Here is a 19,255-nt window from a genome sequence, read left to right as displayed (position 1 = left end):
AGGCCTTGTCCCGGATTGCCGAAGAGGTTAAGACACAGCTGGCCACCATCCCCGGGGCCACCAACATCTCCGACGACTGGGGCATGCTCTCCAAAAAAATCGTGGTGGAAATCGATCCCATCAAGGCGCAGCTGGCAGGGCTCACCAACCAGGACATTGCCGTGGCCCTGGAAGCAGAACTCTCGGGTTCCCGTACCGGCTCTTATCGCGAAGGGGTGGATGTGATTCCCATTGTCATGCGGGAGGTTCGATCCGGGGCACTCACGGTTGAGGAGCTGGAAGGGCTCTCCATCACCTCGCACAGTACCGGGCTCAGTATTCCCCTGACCCAGGTGGCGACCATTGTCATCGGGTGGCAGGCGGGCAAGGTGATACGTCGTGACCTGGATCTCACCTTGAGTATCACCAGTGATGTTCAGGCCAGTACAACCGCCAACCAGGTGTTTAAGGCCATTGTTCCCTGGCTGGATAAGGCCAGTCTTCAATGGCCCTCCGGCTACAGCTATGAGCTGGGTGGTGACGCGGAAGGCAGCTCCAAGGCCATGGGGGCGGTGGTGGAAAAATTGCCCTGGTCCGGGGTGATTATTCTTCTGCTCCTCATCTGGCAGTTCAATTCCCTGAAGAAGCCCCTGATTATTTTGTTGACCATTCCATTGGGTCTTATCGGGGTGATCATCGGGATGCTTATCACCGGGTCTTACTTCGGGTTTATGGCCTTTCTTGGGGTGATCTCCCTTGCGGGGATCGTCATTAACAATGCCATTGTGCTCCTCGATCGCATACGAATCGAAGAGGAAGAATTGAACAAAGAACCGGCTCAAGCCATCGTGGATGCGGCCTGCCAGAGGTTCCGGCCCATCCTGCTCACAACGGCCACCACCTCCTTTGGGCTTTTGCCCCTCTGGCTCGGTGGGGGGCTGATGTGGGAGCCCATGGCCATCTCGATCCTCTTCGGGCTGCTTTTCTCCACGGTGTTGACCCTGGTCTTCGTGCCCGTGGTCTACTCGCGGTTTTACGGGGTGCGGTTTTAACGCCTGGATTTGGTTTTATCCCTTGTTCTTCGGGGTGAGAACCTGTGGAAGGTTTGGGGATGCCCTTCTGACAGGATGGCGATAAAAGAATAAAAAAAGGCCCGCTGAAATAGCGGGCCTTTTTTGTTGGGTGAGAAAGGAGGTATGTGCCAGGCAATGGCTATAATCTATCGAAGAGTTAGGGGATCTTCGCTGGATTATTGTAAAACATGGTTTCCCCGGCCCCGTTTGGGTGACGACTCACGGATACCGGCGATACCAGCAGATGAACCAGGGTGAGTTGGCCATCTGTTAAAGACACTATAGCGATGAGTATTTATGGGGTCAAGGAAAAATATGGAATGCACAAATAAAGTTTGGCGACCCAAGAATTTGGTCGCGAAGCGCTCCGTGGATTTACGGCAGTGGAAAGGAGGGGAGGCATCTGATAACGTAGGGGGATGAAGGGATGGTAAGGAGAAAAATGCAATGGATGTGTCATCCGTGGGTTACAGGCGTGACTGTCGACAGGCAGAATCACGTGGATGAACCGGAGCTCTTTACTATTTGATACTTCCCGTTGTAAGTTACCCGGTTTACACCCTGAAAAACCGTTGTGCCAGGGTCGTTATTGTCCGGACGCACTGCGGATCACCCCCCATGTAATGATGAGAGACGAATCAGTGAGCATAAAAACGAGTCGAATGGAATTGTTGAGCCCCGCAAAGAACCTGGCCTGTGGCATGGAGGCCATCAATCACGGCGCTGACGCCGTTTATATTGGGGCCTCTCGGTTCGGGGCCAGAGCAGCGGCCGGCAATTCACTGGCAGATATAGAGGCCCTGTGCCGCCACGCCAGGCTTTATGGGGCAAGCGTGCACGTCACCATGAACACCCTGTTGTTCGATTCGGAGCTGGAGGAGGCCCGGGATCAGGTCGTGGCCCTCTGGAATGCCGGAGTGGATGCCCTGATCATTCAGGACATGGCTTTTTTGGAGATGGATTTGCCGCCGATTCCCCTCCATGCCTCCACCCAGACCGACAATTGCACCCCGGAAAGGGCGCAGTTTCTGGCAGGCTCCGGGTTTGAACGGGTGATTCTTGCCCGGGAGCTCTCCCTCGATCAGATTCGTGCCATCTCCGATGCCACCCCCATTCCGTTGGAGGCCTTTGTCCACGGGGCGCTCTGCGTGAGCTACAGCGGGAGGTGCTGGATGAGCGCGGCCCTGGGGGGACGAAGCGCCAACCGGGGTACCTGCGGTCAGCCCTGCCGACTTGCCTGGAACCTGAAGGAGGAGAGTGGAAAGGTGCTGTCTCAAGACCGGCATCTTCTCTCCCTGAAAGACATGAACCGCTCCGCTCATCTGGGGGCCATGATGGATGCCGGGATCTCCTCGTTTAAGATTGAAGGCCGACTCAAGTCCATGGACTACGTGAAAAACGTCACGGCGTTTTATCGTCAGGCCCTGGACCGGGAACTGGACCGTCGCGCCGGGGCCACCCGCGCCTCCTTTGGTGCGGTCACGCATCACTTTACCCCTCATCTGGAGAAGAGCTTTTTTCGGGGTGGTACGGACTATTATTTATCGGGGAAACGGGGGCGCGTCGCCTCAATCGATACCCCCAAGGCCATGGGCGAGCGCATGGGCACGGTGGTTCACCTGGAAAAGGATCACTTCACCCTTAAAGTGGAAAAGGGCCGCACACCCATTGTAAATGGCGACGGCTTTTGCTTTCTGGATGAACAGAAGACTTTGAAAGGGGTCAAGGCGAATCGTGTGGAGGGCGGGCTGATCCGACCCAATGTGCCGGTATTTAAAACCGGGCTGTTCAAGGGCGCGGTGCTCTATCGAAATCACGATCATGCCTTTGCCAAGCAGCTGGAAAAGGAGAGCTCCGAGAGGCGCCTTGCCCTGGATCTCAACATTAAAGAGGTTCACGACGGCCTCTGGATTGCGGCCACCGATGAAACCGGCCGCTCCATTACCCATTGGTTCGGCGTGGACCCCATGCCCGCCCGGGACAAAGAGAAGGCTCGAAAAACCCTGGAAACCCAGCTCGCCAAGTTAGGGGGAACCCCCTTTTATCTGAATAACCTGACTCTCAAGATGTCGCCCCTCTTTGTTCCCGTCTCAGAGATCAACCGGCTGCGGCGTGAGGTGGTGGAGCTGCTTCTGGAGGTAGCGGAAGCGTTGCCTGAACGAGAGACCACACCCGTTGAACGGCCCGTGATTCCTTTTTATGAAACCCGCGTCAGCTATAAGGCCAATGTGGCCAATGCCCTGGCTGAGCGTTTTTACACACGGCGCGGCGTGACCACCATCGATCCCGCCTTTGAAACCAAAGAGCCGGAAGGGGACATCACCGTCATGGAGACCCGCCATTGCATCCGCGAAACCCTCGGGCTTTGTCCTGGTAAAACGAACCAGGCCGAGCCTCTGATTCTCGAAAACGAGAAGGGGCGCTTCACCGTGCATTTTCTCTGCGGGGCCTGCGGGATGCGGATTGAGCGCCAATAAGGACGAAAATTTGCCTCCGGTGGCAAGGTGGCGCCACCTTGAAAGCGGGTTTGCGGATGCGAGATGGCCGTCGGCATTTCAGGCTGAAAGGCGTCCGCATTCGCGTGAAGGGTAGGGCGTGCACGTGTCGCGGCGAAGCCGGAGGTGAAGAATGATCGTACGTCGCAAGTGCCTGAGCCGTAATAACATCTTATTGGCTTGGGCTGGTCGTTTTCTCATGAAACATCCGGGCTAAGTGGCTTCGCTGTCCTTGCCGCCGGAGGCCTTTTTTGGCTGTGCTCAATAGTATCCTGTCCCTTATATAATTCCCCCTCAAAAATATGTGACCCTTGTCTCCCATGCCTTAAGGGCGTGGGGTTATCTATACACCTCAAAGCGGGATCATTCTGTTCGGGATGTGTTGGATGTGAGGACAAAGGGGATCTGTGCAAGGTCCGGTACGGTGTTTTGGTATGCAGTACAGCGTATTGTTATTGCAGATGATTGTGCCCTGGTGTATGACTGCCTCCGTTTGATTTTATCAAGCCGATTGTCAGGCGAACCATGCTTGGATGTGTTGCCGATTGGCAGGGAAAAAAACCATAAAAAGGCCCATAGAAGGGCTTTTCATAGTTAAGGACAATGTAATGAAACGCGTTATTTTTGCAGTAACCGCCATTCTCATGATGCTGGGGCAGACCGCCCTGGCCAGTGAGGGAAATAATATCCGTATCGCCGCAGGCCCCAGCCTGTTTTACGATTCCATGAACCAGGAGGCCGGGGCCGGTGGTTACCTGGACCTGGGTTATCGATTGACCCCTTCGGTTGCGATTGAACTTCATGGCGCGATGAGCGACTCGTTTGGGGTGGATAACGATCTGACCCGCGGAGATGCCTCGGTCAGGCTGTTGACCCTGGGGGGGCGCTATATGTCCGATATGGGCGATGCGAGCTCCGGTTATATTTCGATGGGTGTCGGGGTCTTGGAGATTGAGGCGGAAGAGATGCCGTCAGGATCTGACGACACGCGTTCGGGGGGTGTGGCTCGGTTTGGTGTCGGGGTCGATTTTCCCATCACCTCTCAGTTCGGGGTGACCTGTGGAGCTGGTTTTAACCGAGGGTTCGGGGCCACAGATGAGGTGATTCTCTTTGATTTTACCACCGGACTTTTCTGCACGTTTTAACGTGGTTTAATGCCTGCCGCCGGTTTCACCGAGGGTTTATGCGTTGGCCGAGCTCAAATTTTACCCACAAAAAAGGGCCACATCTCTTTCGAGTTGAGGCCCTTTTTTCATTGCGCTTGCGTCCCCACCTGTCTTTTTCATCGGGTCGAGTCATTATCCGCATTTTTCCATGTGCAGCCAGGGCACATGAAAAAGGCAAGGTGCGCCATTTTTTAAAGATCGATCATGTTTGTGATGTCAAAAAAAAGACAGGTCAGATTGAGAGCATCAGCATCGGTCGCAGCGGGTATAATTTTTCCCCGTAATCCGCACCGCCATGAAAAAACAGAAGAGAGCGGCCAGGGTAGCCCAGAGTTTTCCCGCACCCCCTGATGCACTGGATGCACCAATAAAACAGGACCCATCGCTGTTATTGGACTCAGACTCTACACCCGCGGCATACGTGGACATATGATCGAGGAGTACACCGATGGTGTAGGTCGTATACCCCGCTTCAGGGACATCCTGTCGGGTATCCAGAACCGTCCCGCCTTTTTCGTAACTCTGGCCGTCTTTTTCTCCGTCGATACCCGCAAGTTCTGCCTCACCGGTGGGGGGGAGATAGTAAATGGACGGCTCTGAGGTTCCATTGGGCATCCGGACTTTAATTTTTACAAGAACGGTTTTACCATCCTTGAAACGAAGGAGATTTTTTCCCCCAAGGGTAAACACAACCGCCTCATCGCCCAGTGCTTCTGAGATATCATCCGGAGTAGGAACCTGCCTGGGCGGATTGATTGCCCCCGCATAATCATTCCAGGTGCCCTGGTTTTCTTCCATGCTCAATCCTTTTTCGAACAAGGCCTCTATATCAAGTACACAGTCATGGACAGCGTAATCCGTCGAATCATCGGTTGTCAGGGTCACATTCGTCGGAATCCTTGTGTCGGAAGGCAACTGGACAATGCCTGTGGAACTAAAATTTTCAATTATTCCCGTTAGGTCTTTTACCGGTAATACCTCGAAACGTACGGCACTGACATCATTAAAAAGGTCATCACCGTTTTTCACACGAATGCTATAAACACCTTTCGCGCAACCTGCTGGGATCTCTGCCGTTACCTCGGTGCTGCTGACAAAGGTCACCCCTGCCAGCTCAACCGTTTTTCCCGGTAAAAACAACTCAGCCCCGATGAGATCTGGGTTAAATCCCGTGCCTGTAATGGTAATGGTGGTGCTTTTACCCTGCTGCCCGGTAACAGGGGATACATCCGTTACTTCTGGAAGGGGGAGGGCCGATTGGCTTACCTCATAGGTGTCGTCACTCAACACGGAGGTTCCATTTACATTAATCACACGTAAATGGTAGACATCGATCGGAGCGCCCTTGGGAACCTCAACCACCATCTGAGTCTCACTGGCCCCAGCCAGGTTCCAGGTATCAAATACACGGTTGGTGCTTACAAATCGTACGGTATTGCCTTTGGCAGAGGGACTGAAATTTTCTCCAGAAAGGATCAGCTGGCGTTTCTGTCCGTTATCGCCTTCAGTCGCATCAATTCCTGTCAGAACCGGGTGCACCACGGGTGCCATGGTTATCTGAACATTATCCGAATTGCTTACCGTTGGCACTGCTGTGGACGTGGCGGTCAAGGTTAATGTATCGGTCTGGGCGGTCTCGTCGGCAGGCAATGCGACCGCCACAGTTACCCTCGCTGATGAGTTTCCGTCAATTTCAATGCTTTCTGGACACACCGTCTCCCATCCTTTGGCGGAGATCGCTTTCAGGGTAAAAGTACCGGCCTCCAGAAAATTCTGAACGTAAAAAGAACACTCCACCTCTTTACCGGGGTTGCTCGAAATATCTCCGGGGGCTATCACCTGAACATCGGCGGCCTCTGTCCATTTTTCGTAACTCTTTATTTCCCAGACTTCACCGGGACCCATCTCATTTCGATTCCACTGAAGATAATATCCCGCATCATCATACGCCGATGTGGTTTCATTAGGGAGTTGCCCGTATAACGAAAGCGTATCACCTCGGTCATAGTCCCCGGCGGCATATCCATCCGGTTTGTACCCGGGTGCCCCGTAAAAGCCCATGAGCCCGCTGATGCCATCATTCTTCAAATAGACCATGCCCAGATCCTGATTCCAGTAACTTCGTGCCTCGTCAGCACCCGCAAAATAGGTATCCCCACCATGCATGAATCGCATCTCGGTGAACGTTTTATCTTTCGTATTTTCAATACGCCAATTTTTGCTGATGTACCGCGCTCCATTGACGTAATGTATCGTCCGGGTAATCTGTAATCCACTGCCACCCGCATCAAAAACGGTCTTTATGGTCCAGTCATCCACTTTTTCGTGACTGACTGGCGTGAAAACAGTGCTTTTATAATTTGACGTTTCGTCTTTCAATCCAGGATAGAGGCATATCACAGCATCAATCACTTGCTGCTGTTCTTCAGGCGAACATGCATCAAACTCAAAATTATCAGCAGAAGCCTTTTCAGGGAATAGCTTTATTGCGTGAGATTCTAAAAGGTTCTTATAAATATGAGACGGATCCAGGCCATCCTCCCCCGCAGTATAGGCAAGATAAGGACCTGAAAATATGTTATGCGCGGCATGGTCTTTAAAGTGGAGCGCAGACCCCCAATAGTACCCACCGTAATATTGTTCTACCCAATATTGACCCGTAGACGCATCGGAGGGACTGTCAGAGTTATTACCCTCTTTCCAGTCCTCAGGGGGAACCATCGACACCCAAACCCCCATGAGGCCCTGTGCCCCCGCTTTGATTTTGAGGGGCATCCCCTCAATAACAAGCAGATCACTCATGACAAGGTCATCATCATCGTCCCCCATCACAGCGGGAACATTTACGGCTGCAAAAAAAAATAGCAAGAGCAAAAAACAAGCAACAGCTCGGGATTTCTCTCTCGGCACACGTTCACTACGGGGCAAACAACTTGATATATTTTTTACCACTCCACTCAAATCAACATCTCCTCTTTTTATTCAGGGGAATACGTATTCATGCAAGAAATAAACTAATAACTGTAAAAACAGTTATACTTATATTAAGTAAATTTAAATTCCTATGAAAAACAGGTTGATGGTGATACTTGGGATTGGTGTAACCTATTGAGGTTGGCTATTATATAGTGTAAAAACAATCTACTATGGCGTAGGTAAAAAAATAAATACACGAATTTCATGAAAATGCTGGTGTGCTTAGACGCGAGGAATCCGCCTTCGCCTTAACCCGGCTCGCCCGAAGGGTGAGAAAATCAAACAGAATACCGTGGATTACATTTTGCATTTTTGGAACGACTGAAAATATTACAGCAAAGAACTGTAATTACGAATTATTTCTTAGCCATGATTGTTTTCTCATGAAATATCCGGGTTAGAACGCTCATCATGACTCAACAACCTCGACGGGCTACGGTGCGATACGTGAGGGTGAAAGCTTTGCGGCAACAGGGGGTTAAGGTGGCTCCCTTGCCGCCGGGGGGTGCTTTTAGAAAAAGTAGGATTCCGTGCTCATCTCGGCAAGGTCCATATGAACCATCACCGAGTTTCCGAACCGGAGTCTGCCGGTCAGGACGCGCACAATCTGGGTGCACTGAAGCCCTGCAGCTACGGCCGGGGTGACCGCCGGTGTACCCAGGGTCTCTTCGGCGGTGGTTTCGGCCTCGGCTCCGAACAGTTCCCCGAAGGAGGGGCCGTCGGGCCAGAGCACCATCACCCGGGCTTCAAAACCCGAGAGCGCGGCGTGTACCATGGGAACCCCCAGCTCGCGAGACAGGTTGGAAAGCCTGGCCCGATCCTGGAGGGTGTCCAGGCCGTCGGCGATGAGGTCCACTCCCGCCAGATGGGTTTGGGCTTCTTTTCCGGTGACGTCCAGTTTGTAGGCCATGACCGAGGTGGAGGTGTTGATGACTTGGATCGCCTGCATCGTTGTTTCGGCTTTGGCCCTGCCGAGGGTTTTGCTTGAGGCGAACACCTGTCGGTTAAGATTGCTCGCCTCATACGTATCGGGGTCAAACAGGAGAAGATGGCCCACCCCCATCCGGGCAAGAAGCTGGGCAATGTATCCTCCCAGTCCTCCGCATCCCGCCACGCACACCTTTTTCCCCAGAAGCGCTCTCTGCTCAGCGCATGAAAAACTCCCGGCGTTTCTCACGTACCGCTCCGGCCAGGTCTCCAGGGCCAGGGTGGCCTTGTAAATCTCCCCTAATTGTTTCCCCTCCTTAATGGAAATCCTTTCCGCATCCACTTCGGAGAGCATGGGATGCCCCTTTGCGTTGGGCCGCATCGCCTGTTGAATCGATTTTTTCATTTTTTTCTCTTTTCTTCTTGCTGTGACCGTTTGGGTCAAAGGTGACTGTAGCTTGCAGTGTCGGGTGCAAGGCGGAGCCTTGCCGGTATGAAACCCCGTAGCGCAGGGGTTAAATTCACAGGCTGCGGGGTTTCAAGCTTGGAGGCAGAGCCTCCGTGAAGCATTCCCAGGCGGAGCCTGGGAACGAGAGACGTCGGTACACCTTACCACCGAAGTTATTCCGGTGAATGGCAACCCATGAATTCACACGGAAACACTGGCAGCCCATGCCCTTGCGACAACCGTGGCCACCCCTCAGCCGTCACGCGAATGCGGACGCAAGGTGCCTCGGGTACCCTCAGCTGCATAGCATTCGCCAACCCGCTTTCAAGGTGGCTCACCTTGCCGCCGGAGTTATTCCGGTGAATGGCAACCCATGAATTGACACGGAAACACCGGCAGCCCATGCCCTTGCGACAACCGTGTCCACCCCTCAGCCGTCACGCGAATGCGGACGCAAGGTGCCTCGGGTACCCTCAGCCGCATAGCATTCGCCAACCCGCTTTCAAGGTGGCGCCACCTTGCCGCCGGAGGCACGTTTTTGCCCCATACTTTAACCAGAGAAGGCTATTTTATTCCCCCAGGAGTGCCCTTTGCAGCCAGGCTGTGGCGCGGGTGAAGAAGCGGGCCTGGTGGGCGGGGTCGCTCATGCGGTGGTCGCCGCCTTCGTTGACGATGAGCTCTTTGGGGCCTTGGGCCAGCTCCATGATGTTGTGGGCGTTGTGAATGGGGACGATCTCATCGTTGTCTCCGTGGACCACGAGGATGTGGTGGATATCGGAGAGCTCCTCGGTGAGATCAAAGCCCATGTTCTTTTGGTAGTAGGAGAGGGGCACATCATGGAGCTCTTCCTGGGCGGCGATGGCCGCCTCGGTCATGCCTATGCCAGCCACGGGAGCGGCGAGGCTTACCATGGCTTTTAAGGGGAACCCTTCGGCCAGGAGGGGATTCCAGGCGGCGAGGCAGGTGGCGCCGCCCATGCTGCTGCCGAAGAGGGCGAGACCGTTTTTTGTGAGCCCGAATCCTTTTAGAACTCCTGCGGCGGCCAGAAGGTCTTCCACCCGGGTGGTCAGGGTGGTGTCGAGAAAATGGCCTTGGCTCTCTCCGCAGCCCCGGTGATCAAGTCTCAGGTAGGCGATGCCCAGGGCGTTGCAGCGCTTGGCCAGGGTAAGCTGTTTTCCGGACTCTTTGGTGGAGAGAAGGCCGTGGGAGCCGACAATTACCGGCGGGTTTGGCGTCTCTGGCAGGTGAAGCACAGCGCTGAGGTGAAGGCCGGAAACGGGGATGTCGAGTTTTTTCTGCGTCATGATATGCGCCTTTCTTAAAACCCTTTGAACAAGGGGGCGATTCGGGTTGGAAGAGAGTGACTTTTTGTGAATGTATCGTGTCAACCTGACGAATTCAAGGGGGCGTGGTCCCTGTGTACATTTTGCGACAAATAGAGAACCCCCTGTCACGATACGTCATCCCGTCGGGTTTTTGTCTTTTGTTCTCTTCCGCTTCAAGCCGCTTGCAACAGACCGTTACACTTACCCAACAGACAGTTTCAAGACGATCCGGCATCTTACTCAGGCAGCGAATGAGTCCGAATGGTTCGGACAGACTTTCCGATCCAGAGAGCGTTCCCCTGCTCAGGCGCTCACACGTATGTGACGCCTGACGTATTGAAGGCGGCAGGGGCTCTTTGGTGTCGAGGTTCGCGCTGAGATGAATCATCCTGACTCTTTTTATTTGGGTATTATTATGACAGACCAATCTCTGGCTTTGCCTCAGCCTTCCCGCCTTTCTCCTTTTCCTCTCCGATGGTTTCGCGTCGTGTTTGCTTCTCTGTTCACCGGTCGGTTCTCCATCATCGGTCTTTTTGTTCTCACCTTTCTCGGGGTGAATGCCGTCACCCGGACCCTTCTCATGATTCAATCCATCTCCCAGGTGGACCTGGGGCTGGTGCAGATCGGCGCCATTTATGGTATGGGCCTCTTTTATGACACGGTGACGGCATTGTATTTTATTATCCCGGCGGTCCTTTACTTCACCCTGGTGCCGGATCGCATCTTTCGGCACCGTTTTCACAGGCCGTTGGTGTACAGTTTTTTATTTATCGGTATTTATATCCTCTGTTACGGGGTGGTGGCCGAGTGGCTTTTCTGGGATGAGTTCGGCAAGCGGTTTAACTTTATCGCGGTCGATTATCTTGTGTATACCACCGAGGTGATCGGAAATATCATGGAGTCTTATCCGGTCTATCCTCTTCTGGCCTTTCTCCTGCTGCCGACAGCCCTTTTGTTTTTCTTATCCATTCGAATGCCGAGTTTTAAACTTGCTCTGGAGATTCCTTGTCGACTCAAGGCTCGGGCCATTTCGGGATTTATGTTTTTGATGTTCCCCGTGGTCTTCTTTTTCGGTGTGAACAGCTCCATGGTGCGGGTTTCGGAGAATACCTTTAATAATGAGCTGGCTAAAAACGGGTTGTATGAGCTGTTTGCCGCTTTTCGGAACAACGACCTGGATTATGCCACCTTTTACGAGCAGCGGGACACGATCGAGATGTTTGGGCGATTGCGTGACCTGGTTACGTCAGATGACGCCACTTTTTTAAGCGAGGATCCCACGGATATTACCCGCAAAATCGTCAACCCGGGTGATGAAAAACGCCTGAATGTGATGATCGTGACCATCGAGAGCATGAGCGCTCAGTACATGGGGATCTTCGGCAACAGGGCGGGGCTGACACCCAACCTGGATAAGATGGCCGGTGAGGGGCTCTTTTTTGATAACCTTTATGCCACCGGTACCCGGTCGGTGAGAGGTCTTGAGGCCGTGACCCTCTCCACGGTTCCCACTGCGGGACGCAGCATTGTGAAACGCCCCGGTAATGAGGAAATGTTCTCCCTGGGGTATCTCTTTAAGGATCGGGGCTATGACACCAAGTGGGTCTACGGGGGGTACGGCTATTTCGATAACATGAACGACTACTACGCACATAACGGGTTCTCGGTGGTGGACCGAACGGATATGGCGGCAGAAGAGAAAACTTTTGCCAATGTCTGGGGGGTGTGCGACGGAGATCTTTTTTCCCGGACCCTGAAAGAGGCCGATGCCTCCTTTGCCGCGGGAAAGCCGTTTATGAACTTTGCCTTTACCACCTCCAACCACCGCCCGTACACCTATCCGGATGGGCAGATCGATATTCCTCCCAAGACGGGTCGGAACGGGGGCGTGAAATACACCGATCATGCCATTGGCGAGTTCATGAAATCCGCCCGAAAGAGGCCCTGGTTTGACGATACCCTCTTCGTGTTTGTGGCGGATCATTGCGGAAGCAGCGCCGGTCGCACCAGCCTGCCCGTGAAAAAATATGAAATCCCTTTGATCATCTACAGCCCCAAACAGATCCACCCGGAGCGCATCAGCAAGCTCAGCTCTCAGATCGATGTGGCACCCACCCTTCTGGCGCTTCTGAACTGGAATTATGAGAGCAAGTTCCTGGGCCGGAATATTTTGACCATGAAGCCCGAAGAGGAGCGCGCCTTTGTGGGGACCTATCAGAAGCTGGGGTACCTGAAAGGGGACCGGTTGACCGTGCTTAGTCCCGGTGGGAACGAGGAATCATTTCTCTATGACCGGGTGACCAAGGATCAGGTAAAGGTGGAGATTGAGCCGGAGGCTTTGACCGATACCATCGCCTTTTATCAGTCGGCCTCCTGGCTTTATAAACAGGGCCTTATGCGTCGTATTAACGAGGATTAGGGATGGGACGCACCAAACAGTTGGCTTTTTGGGCATTGGTCCTGGTGGCCCTCACGGCCTTATTTGAACTGACTGACCTGGACCTTTCGGTCCAGGATCATCTGTTTCATTTTGAAACCGGACGATGGCTGGTGGATCGGAACGCGCCCGTCCTGAAATTTCTTTTTTATACCGGCATAAAAGGGGCGCTTATCGCCTTTGGGGTGAGCCTTCTCTGGCAGTATGGGCGCTCCCTGGTGACCCGGAACAGAGACGGGGCCGGGGAGCAACTCGCACGGCAGCGGTACCTGATGGTGATCCTCTCTCTGATGTTTATTCCCGGCACGATTGCCGGGCTGAAGGCGGTCACCCACATGTACTGTCCGTCTCAGATTGAGCGCTACGGCGGGGACAAGCCTTATATAAAACTCTTCGACGCGTATCCCGAAACCTGTGCACGGTGCAATTCAGGGCGTTGTTATCCCGCCGGGCATGCATCCGGGGGTTTTTCCCTTCTTGTGCTGGCCCATGTGTTTCGGAAGAGATCGTACAAACTCGCCGGCCTGGGTGTCGGCCTGGGACTGGGGTGGGCCATGGGGGGCTATCAGATGATGAAAGGGGCCCATTTCCTGAGTCACACCCTGGTGACCATGATCATCGCCTGGATGATGAGTTTATGCCTTGTTGAGGTGGCACGGAGGGTTCACCCGGCCCCTGACACAGGGGCGACACCTTAAACGCGCGCTTCTTCTTCCCTCCAAAGGCGGGGACCCATGGCCGATTTTACATGACCCTCCAAGGTCATTGTCGGTTCGTTGCCCTGTGTTTTCTCTGGCTCTGTGATATGAAAAGGAACAGACGATGATGCTAACCCGGATATTTCATGAGAAAACAATCAGGACAACGGAATAATTCCTAATTACAGTTCTTTGCAGTAATATTTTCAGCCGTTTCAAAAATGCAAAATGTAATCCACGGTATTCTGTTTGATTTTCTAACCCTTCGGGCGAGCCGGGTGCACTCATCTGCTGCGTTATCAGAGCCTTGAGGTAAACCACTACATCTTCAGCTCTGATGCCTTGCATATGAGTGCACCCAACTCGTGAAATATCCGGGCTAAGATCCACGCTTGCATTTCAAGGTGCATGGGAGAGATACAGGATGAAAACAAAAGAAATTTTGCTGGTGGAGGATGATCTTCCCCTGGCCGGGTTGATACGTGACTATCTGATACAGAACGGATTTGGTGTTGAGGTGGTGAGTGCCGGGGACGAGGCGGTCTCCGTGATTATAGAGTCTCGGCCGGACTTGGTGATTCTGGACCTGATGCTGCCCGGCTTGGATGGCCTGTCCGTCTGCCGCGAGGTGAGGCCCCATTATCCCGGCCCTATTTTAATGCTCACCGCTCGGGAAGACGACATGGATCAGGTGGCGGGACTTGAGATGGGGGCTGATGATTATGTGAAGAAGCCGGTGGAACCCAGGGTCCTGCTGGCTCGGATTCGGGCCCTTCTGCGGCGCACGGATGTTTCCGTTTCGAACTCGGAAGGTCATGCGTCGACGCGGGACCTTCGGTTCGGGGCCCTTGATATTAATTTTGCCACACGTTCGGTGACGTTTCATGAAAAAGAGGTCAATCTCTCCACGACTGAGTTCGATACCCTCTGGGTGCTGGCCTCCCAAAGCGGTGAGGTTCTCAGCCGGGATGCGTTGAGCCATGAAGTGAAGGGACGGGAATACGACGGGTTTGACCGTTCCATCGACATCTGCATCTCTCGGCTTCGCAGGAAACTGGAGGAGAACCCCGAAAAACCGGAGCGGATCAAGACGGTGTGGGGGAGCGGGTATCTTTTTGTTGCCGATGCCTGGGGGGGACCGAACCGTGGCTGATCAAGAAATCTGTCTGTGTGGAGGAGGCCTCCGCCCGTGAAACGTATTTTTTTTACTATTTATGTGCTGATTGCGTGTTTTGTGCTGTTTATCGCCCTTGGGGTGGTCCCCCTGGTGGATCATCTGATGATGGGGGTCGAGTTTGAAGAGGAGCGGTCTGAGTTTCGGGGGATTTTTACCTTGATTATTGAGGACCTCCAATCCATACCGGAGAGCTCCTGGAGCGGTTATCTGGAGGGGATCAACCACTCGTTTGATTACCCCATCAAGGTGGTGAGGAACAGCACCTTGGACCTGCCGGAGGTGTATCGAGGGCAATACCTCGATGGCTTCATCGTTCCAATCAGTGATGAGGTGGTGGTGCTGCTGCAGAAAATTCCAGGCACCGCCTACAGCCTGTCCCTGGGGCCTTTGCCGGAGATTAAGAATATTGCGGTCATCGAGTTCCTCATGGTGATTCTGGTCTTTGTGGTGCTGGCCATCCCTGTGTTTGCCTGGTCTTTTTTTCTCTGGCGGGACCTCCTGCGGATGGAGGAGGCCGCACGGAGTTTTGGGAAGGGCAACCTCACCATTCGGGCCAGCGTTTCCGGATTCTCGGGTATTGGGGACCTTAAAGGCACCTTTAACGCCATGGCGGATCGTATTGAAAAATTGATCGCCTCCCACAAAGAGCTGACCAACGCGGTCTCCCATGAACTGAGAACCCCCCTGTCCCGAATTCGCTTCGGCATGGAGATGGTGAAAACCGGAAAGACGAAAGATGATCAGGAACGCTATTTTCAGGGGATTGAGCGCGATGTCGGGGAGATTGAAGGCCTGGTGGATGAGATGCTCACCTATGCCCGATTCGATCGGGAGCCTGGCCAGGTGGAACCCGATGCCCATGAGGTGGTGGCCTGGCTTCGCTACCTTGTCTCCTGTGAAGGCCAGGATGAGGGGGCTCGGCTGGAGCTGACGACACCGGAAGAAACCTTCGAATCCTGGTTTGATCCTCAGTATATGTCTTGGGCGGTGAGGAACCTGATTCGAAACGCCTTGTGTCATGCCACCTCAAGGGTCTGTGTCTCCCTGGTCTGCCGGGAGAACAACATGATCCTTTATGTCGATGATGACGGCACGGGCATCCCCGAAGCCCACCGTGTCCGAATCTTTGAACCCTTTGCCCGCTTAGATGACAGCCGAAACCGAAAGTCCGGGGGGTATGGCCTGGGCCTATCCATCGTGAAGCGGATCGCCATCGCCCACAAGGGGACGGTTACCGTGGATGATTCGCCCCTGGGCGGTGCCCGTTTTGCCCTCACCTGGCCTAAAAACGTGTCTCCGGCGGGCAGGGGTTGAGCCCCTGGTCCCAGGTTACGAAGGTCCTCTTCCCTTGCTTGTCGCGCCGGAGGCTTTTGCAAAGGCGGATTCCTCGGGGAGAGGGCCTTTGCGAAGATTTTCATGAACAAAATTCAAGGCCTGTTTGTCAGATTCAGTTCATAGAACGAGGGGCTGCACGCTAACCCGGATATTTCATGAGAAAACAATCAGGACTAAGGAATAATTCGTAATGACAGGTCTTCGCAGTCATATTTTCAGTCGTTTCAAAACTGCAAAATGTAATCCACGGTATTCTGTCTGATTTTCTCACCCTTCGGGCGAGCCGGGTGCACTCATCTGCCGCGTTATCATAGCTTTGAGGTAAACCACTACATCTTCAGCTCTGATGCCTTGCATATGAGCACACCCAACTCGTGATATATCCGGGCTAAGGCGGCGAAATCAGTTTTTCAAAGCGAAGCTGAACGCGTAGACCGATCGTGCGTCATAAGCGCATGAGTCTTGCTTTTGACGAGAGTTGTTTTAAATGGTTGATCTTCATGGAAATCCATGAAATCCCTTGACACAGAAGTGCTCCCGTCGTTTGTTCCCTTTAGCCTTTAGCCTTTAGCCTTTAGCCTTTAGCCTTTAGCCTTTAGCCTTTAGCCTTTAGCCTTTAGCCTTTAGCCTTTAGCCTTTAGCCTTTAGCCTTTAGCCTTTAGCCTTTAGCCATCCCCTCATATTTTCACAAACTTTCCGCTTTGATACTCAATAAAAGCCAAGTCCAGCTCCTCCTGGGTGTTCATGACGATGGGACCTTTCCAGGCGATGGGCTCACCGATGGGCTTTCCCATGACAAGCAGAAAACGAAAGGGTATTTCCGTGGCTTCTACAGTGATCTCCGTCCCTTGTGAGAGGTGGGCGAGCTGTCCGTTTTCAATGACAGCGTCTCCAATGCGTCCCTTGCCCCCAATGCCATAGACAAGGGCCGTGTGATTGTCCGGGGAGGGGTGGTGAAAATGGGCCGTTGGGGGAAGGGTACAGTCGATGTAAACGGGGGCAATGACAACGTCGGTGACCGGGCCGGTGATCCCATTGATCGTTCCAGCAATGATTTTTATGCGGCAGCCATCGGGTGTCTGGACCTCTGGAATCCCGGACGCAGTGAACTCCTGATACCTTGGCGGCATCATCTTGTAGGAGGCAGGCAGGTTGGTCCAAAGCTGAAATCCGTGCATGGCCCCGTTTTTGTCCCCCTTGGGCATCTCCTGATGGATGATCCCGGACCCCGCCGTCATCCATTGCACCTCCCCATCTGAAATTACCCCGTTGTTGCCCAGGCTGTCGCCGTGCTCCACATCCCCTTTAAGAACATACGTGATCGTCTCGATGCCCCGGTGGGGATGCCAGGGGAACCCTTTCAAGTAATCCTCCGGCGTGTCGGACCGGAAATCATCCAAAAGCAGAAAGGGATCAAAGGCCGGTGCTTCATGAAATCCAAAGACTCGGTGAAGAAGGACACCTGCGCCTTCGGTGACGGTATTGCCTTTAATCAGAGTGTCTACGATGCGTTGCATGGTTCTCCTCCAGTAAAAAGGTCTGTGGGTGTTTTTTCTTTTTTTGTGCGTGTGGCGTGAAGGGGGGCGAACAGGCGTGTCGCCCGTGAGACGGGATGAGCGGGGCCGCGGAAAAGGGGAATGTCGTCAGTATAGCCAATCCCCACGAAAAGGGGAATAAAAGGACGAGGTGGAAAGGGGGGCGGCTTTTGCGTGATGCAATGGCAAGGAAGGGATGGTAAAGAGGTCCAGTGAATCAAGCGCGAGTGTTAGGGTGGTCCATGGATTGCTTTCATGTATTCTGTCCATGTCTGGATAGATACCTGCCCATCCATGTGTACAAAGGGAGAAAGTATGAATATGGAATTAATTCAAGCTCTGCCATATTTACCGGAATTGATGTCTGTCAGTGTCATCGCTCTGTTTATGGCCATCAGCCCTGGAGCGGATTTTGTCATGGTAACAAGAAACAGTATTTTCTTCAGTCGTTCCGCAGGTCTTTTCTCGGCCCTGGGGGTTGGGTGTGCCATCTGGATTCATGTGACGTATTCTATTGCCGGATTGGCGCTCATCATTTCACGATCCATCGTTTTGTTTTCAATCCTCAAGTACGTTGGCGCAGCCTATTTAATCTACATAGGTTGGAAGACGTTTACATCAAAAGAACTGATCGACATAGATGAGCCATCTGCGGGTCATGAATTATCTAACGGGGCTGCTTTTAAAGTCGGTTTTATGACAAATGCTTTAAATCCCAAGACAACCATTTTTTTCTTGAGTATTTTCACCCAGGTCGTAAACCCGGAAACGCCCCTATGGATGCAACTTATTTATGGGCTGATCATCTCCCTTTCTCATCTTGTGTGGTTCAGCAGCGTTGCGATTTTTCTAAGCCACCCCATCTTGTTGCAACGCTTCCAAAATTCGAAGAAAATCATCGAAAAAGTGGTTGGGGGTGTTTTGATTGGCTTTGGTTGCAAGGTTGCAGCACTGAGCCATAGCTGATGATTATCTGTGACCACTATTCAGCTTGCCTTCGCCAAGTCGTTCGAGGCAAATGACAGAAAGATTCAAATGCCAATACGTCACGTTTTTTCATCACCGCGTAGGGTGCGGCTCCCGCACCTTCTACCGTAGAGAGGACCATCGGCCTCGCAAGTTAACGATGACCACGAGTCTTAGTTCAACATGCGGTGTTTCCGGTTTACGATACGCCTGACGGTGCGCACGGCGCACCCTACGCATCCACCCGGTACTTCATTGTAAAAATGAGGACGATACGGATTTTCATACATGGATTCCCGCCTGCGCGGGGAAGACGAAAAGCGCAGGGTACCGTCAAACCGGCCGGGCCCACAAAGACAGATACAGGTGCGTATCAAAAAGGCCGCTATGCTCCATGGAATCGTCTTCCCCGGCTCTCCGGGGAGTCGTTGCATACGGCCTGATCGAAATCTGAAACACCCTGCAACGCAGGATCAACCGGATGACCGGGGATCCATGCTCGGGTCAGGTCACCATAAAAAGACACAACGCATACGCTTTCTCACAACTACCATGGGTCCCCGCCTGCGCGGGGAAGACGAAAAGCGTAAGGTGCTGTCAGACCGGGGCATAAAGAAAAAATGGGTAGCTGAATAGTTACCAATTTTTATTGACAGCCTGAACGGCTATTGGTGACATATATGTCACTAATTAAAAGGAGGGTGTGTTGGTTATAAAA

Annotated in this window: 12 protein-coding genes; 8 read left to right on the top strand and 4 right to left on the bottom strand. The window is 53.1% G+C overall.

Features of this window, described 5'->3' with window-relative positions:
• From Q1Q75_RS04890 to Q1Q75_RS04880, 3 genes are all read left to right on the top strand, one after another.
• Window positions 1–1,031: efflux RND transporter permease subunit (locus Q1Q75_RS04890; protein WP_300667998.1), on the top strand; the 1,031-nt coding region annotated here is incomplete at its 5' end.
• Between the two features lie 683 nt (window positions 1,032–1,714).
• Window positions 1,715–3,529, top strand: a complete 1,815-nt coding sequence (locus Q1Q75_RS04885; protein WP_300667996.1) for a U32 family peptidase — start codon at window positions 1,715–1,717, stop codon at window positions 3,527–3,529.
• Between the two features lie 626 nt (window positions 3,530–4,155).
• Window positions 4,156–4,692 (top strand): outer membrane beta-barrel protein, encoded by a 537-nt coding sequence (locus Q1Q75_RS04880; protein WP_300667994.1) that lies wholly within the window; start codon window positions 4,156–4,158, stop codon window positions 4,690–4,692.
• 267 nt (window positions 4,693–4,959) lie between these two features.
• Here the strand turns inward: Q1Q75_RS04880 and Q1Q75_RS04875 are convergent, their stop codons facing one another.
• The 3 genes from Q1Q75_RS04875 to Q1Q75_RS04865 form a co-directional block, all read right to left on the bottom strand.
• Window positions 4,960–7,032, bottom strand: a complete 2,073-nt coding sequence (locus tag Q1Q75_RS04875; protein ID WP_300667992.1) for an IPT/TIG domain-containing protein — start codon at window positions 7,030–7,032, stop codon at window positions 4,960–4,962.
• Between the two features lie 1,168 nt (window positions 7,033–8,200).
• Window positions 8,201–9,022: a HesA/MoeB/ThiF family protein gene (locus tag Q1Q75_RS04870; protein ID WP_300667990.1), complete on the bottom strand. Its 822-nt coding sequence runs from the start codon at window positions 9,020–9,022 to the stop codon at window positions 8,201–8,203.
• 611 nt (window positions 9,023–9,633) lie between these two features.
• A complete protein-coding gene (locus Q1Q75_RS04865) occupies window positions 9,634–10,368 on the bottom strand; it encodes an alpha/beta hydrolase (RefSeq protein ID WP_300667988.1) in 735 nt (244 codons plus the stop codon).
• 436 nt (window positions 10,369–10,804) lie between these two features.
• On the opposite strand from Q1Q75_RS04865, the gene Q1Q75_RS04860 reads away from it, so the two are divergent.
• The 4 genes from Q1Q75_RS04860 to Q1Q75_RS04845 all read left to right on the top strand — a co-directional run bounded on the left by Q1Q75_RS04860 (window position 10,805) and on the right by Q1Q75_RS04845 (window position 16,015).
• Window positions 10,805–12,808 (top strand): LTA synthase family protein, encoded by a 2,004-nt coding sequence (locus Q1Q75_RS04860; protein ID WP_300667986.1) that lies wholly within the window; start codon window positions 10,805–10,807, stop codon window positions 12,806–12,808.
• A 2-nt stretch (window positions 12,809–12,810) separates the two neighbouring features.
• Window positions 12,811–13,524 (top strand): phosphatase PAP2 family protein, encoded by a 714-nt coding sequence (locus Q1Q75_RS04855; protein WP_300667984.1) that lies wholly within the window; start codon window positions 12,811–12,813, stop codon window positions 13,522–13,524.
• Window positions 13,525–13,948: 424 nt separating this feature from the next.
• On the top strand, window positions 13,949–14,677 hold the full coding sequence (locus tag Q1Q75_RS04850; protein WP_300667982.1) for a response regulator: 729 nt from the start codon (window positions 13,949–13,951) through the stop codon (window positions 14,675–14,677).
• A 36-nt stretch (window positions 14,678–14,713) separates the two neighbouring features.
• Entirely contained in the window at window positions 14,714–16,015 is a 1,302-nt protein-coding gene (locus Q1Q75_RS04845; RefSeq protein ID WP_300667980.1) for an ATP-binding protein, read from the top strand.
• 698 nt (window positions 16,016–16,713) lie between these two features.
• Here the strand turns inward: Q1Q75_RS04845 and Q1Q75_RS04840 are convergent.
• On the bottom strand, window positions 16,714–17,553 hold the full coding sequence (locus tag Q1Q75_RS04840; RefSeq protein WP_300667979.1) for a pirin family protein: 840 nt from the start codon (window positions 17,551–17,553) through the stop codon (window positions 16,714–16,716).
• Window positions 17,554–17,886: 333 nt separating this feature from the next.
• On the opposite strand from Q1Q75_RS04840, the gene Q1Q75_RS04835 reads away from it, so the two are divergent.
• Window positions 17,887–18,537, top strand: coding sequence for a LysE family translocator (locus Q1Q75_RS04835; protein ID WP_300667977.1), 651 nt, complete (start codon window positions 17,887–17,889; stop codon window positions 18,535–18,537).
• Window positions 18,538–19,255: the final 718 nt, after the last annotated feature.

The sequence above is a fragment of the Desulfoluna sp. genome (assembly GCF_030145185.1).
In the GTDB taxonomy this organism is placed as follows: Bacteria; Desulfobacterota; Desulfobacteria; order Desulfobacterales; family Desulfolunaceae; genus Desulfoluna.
The sequence above is the reverse complement of the archived record's forward strand: the minus strand, read 5'-3'. Positions and strand labels throughout refer to the sequence as shown.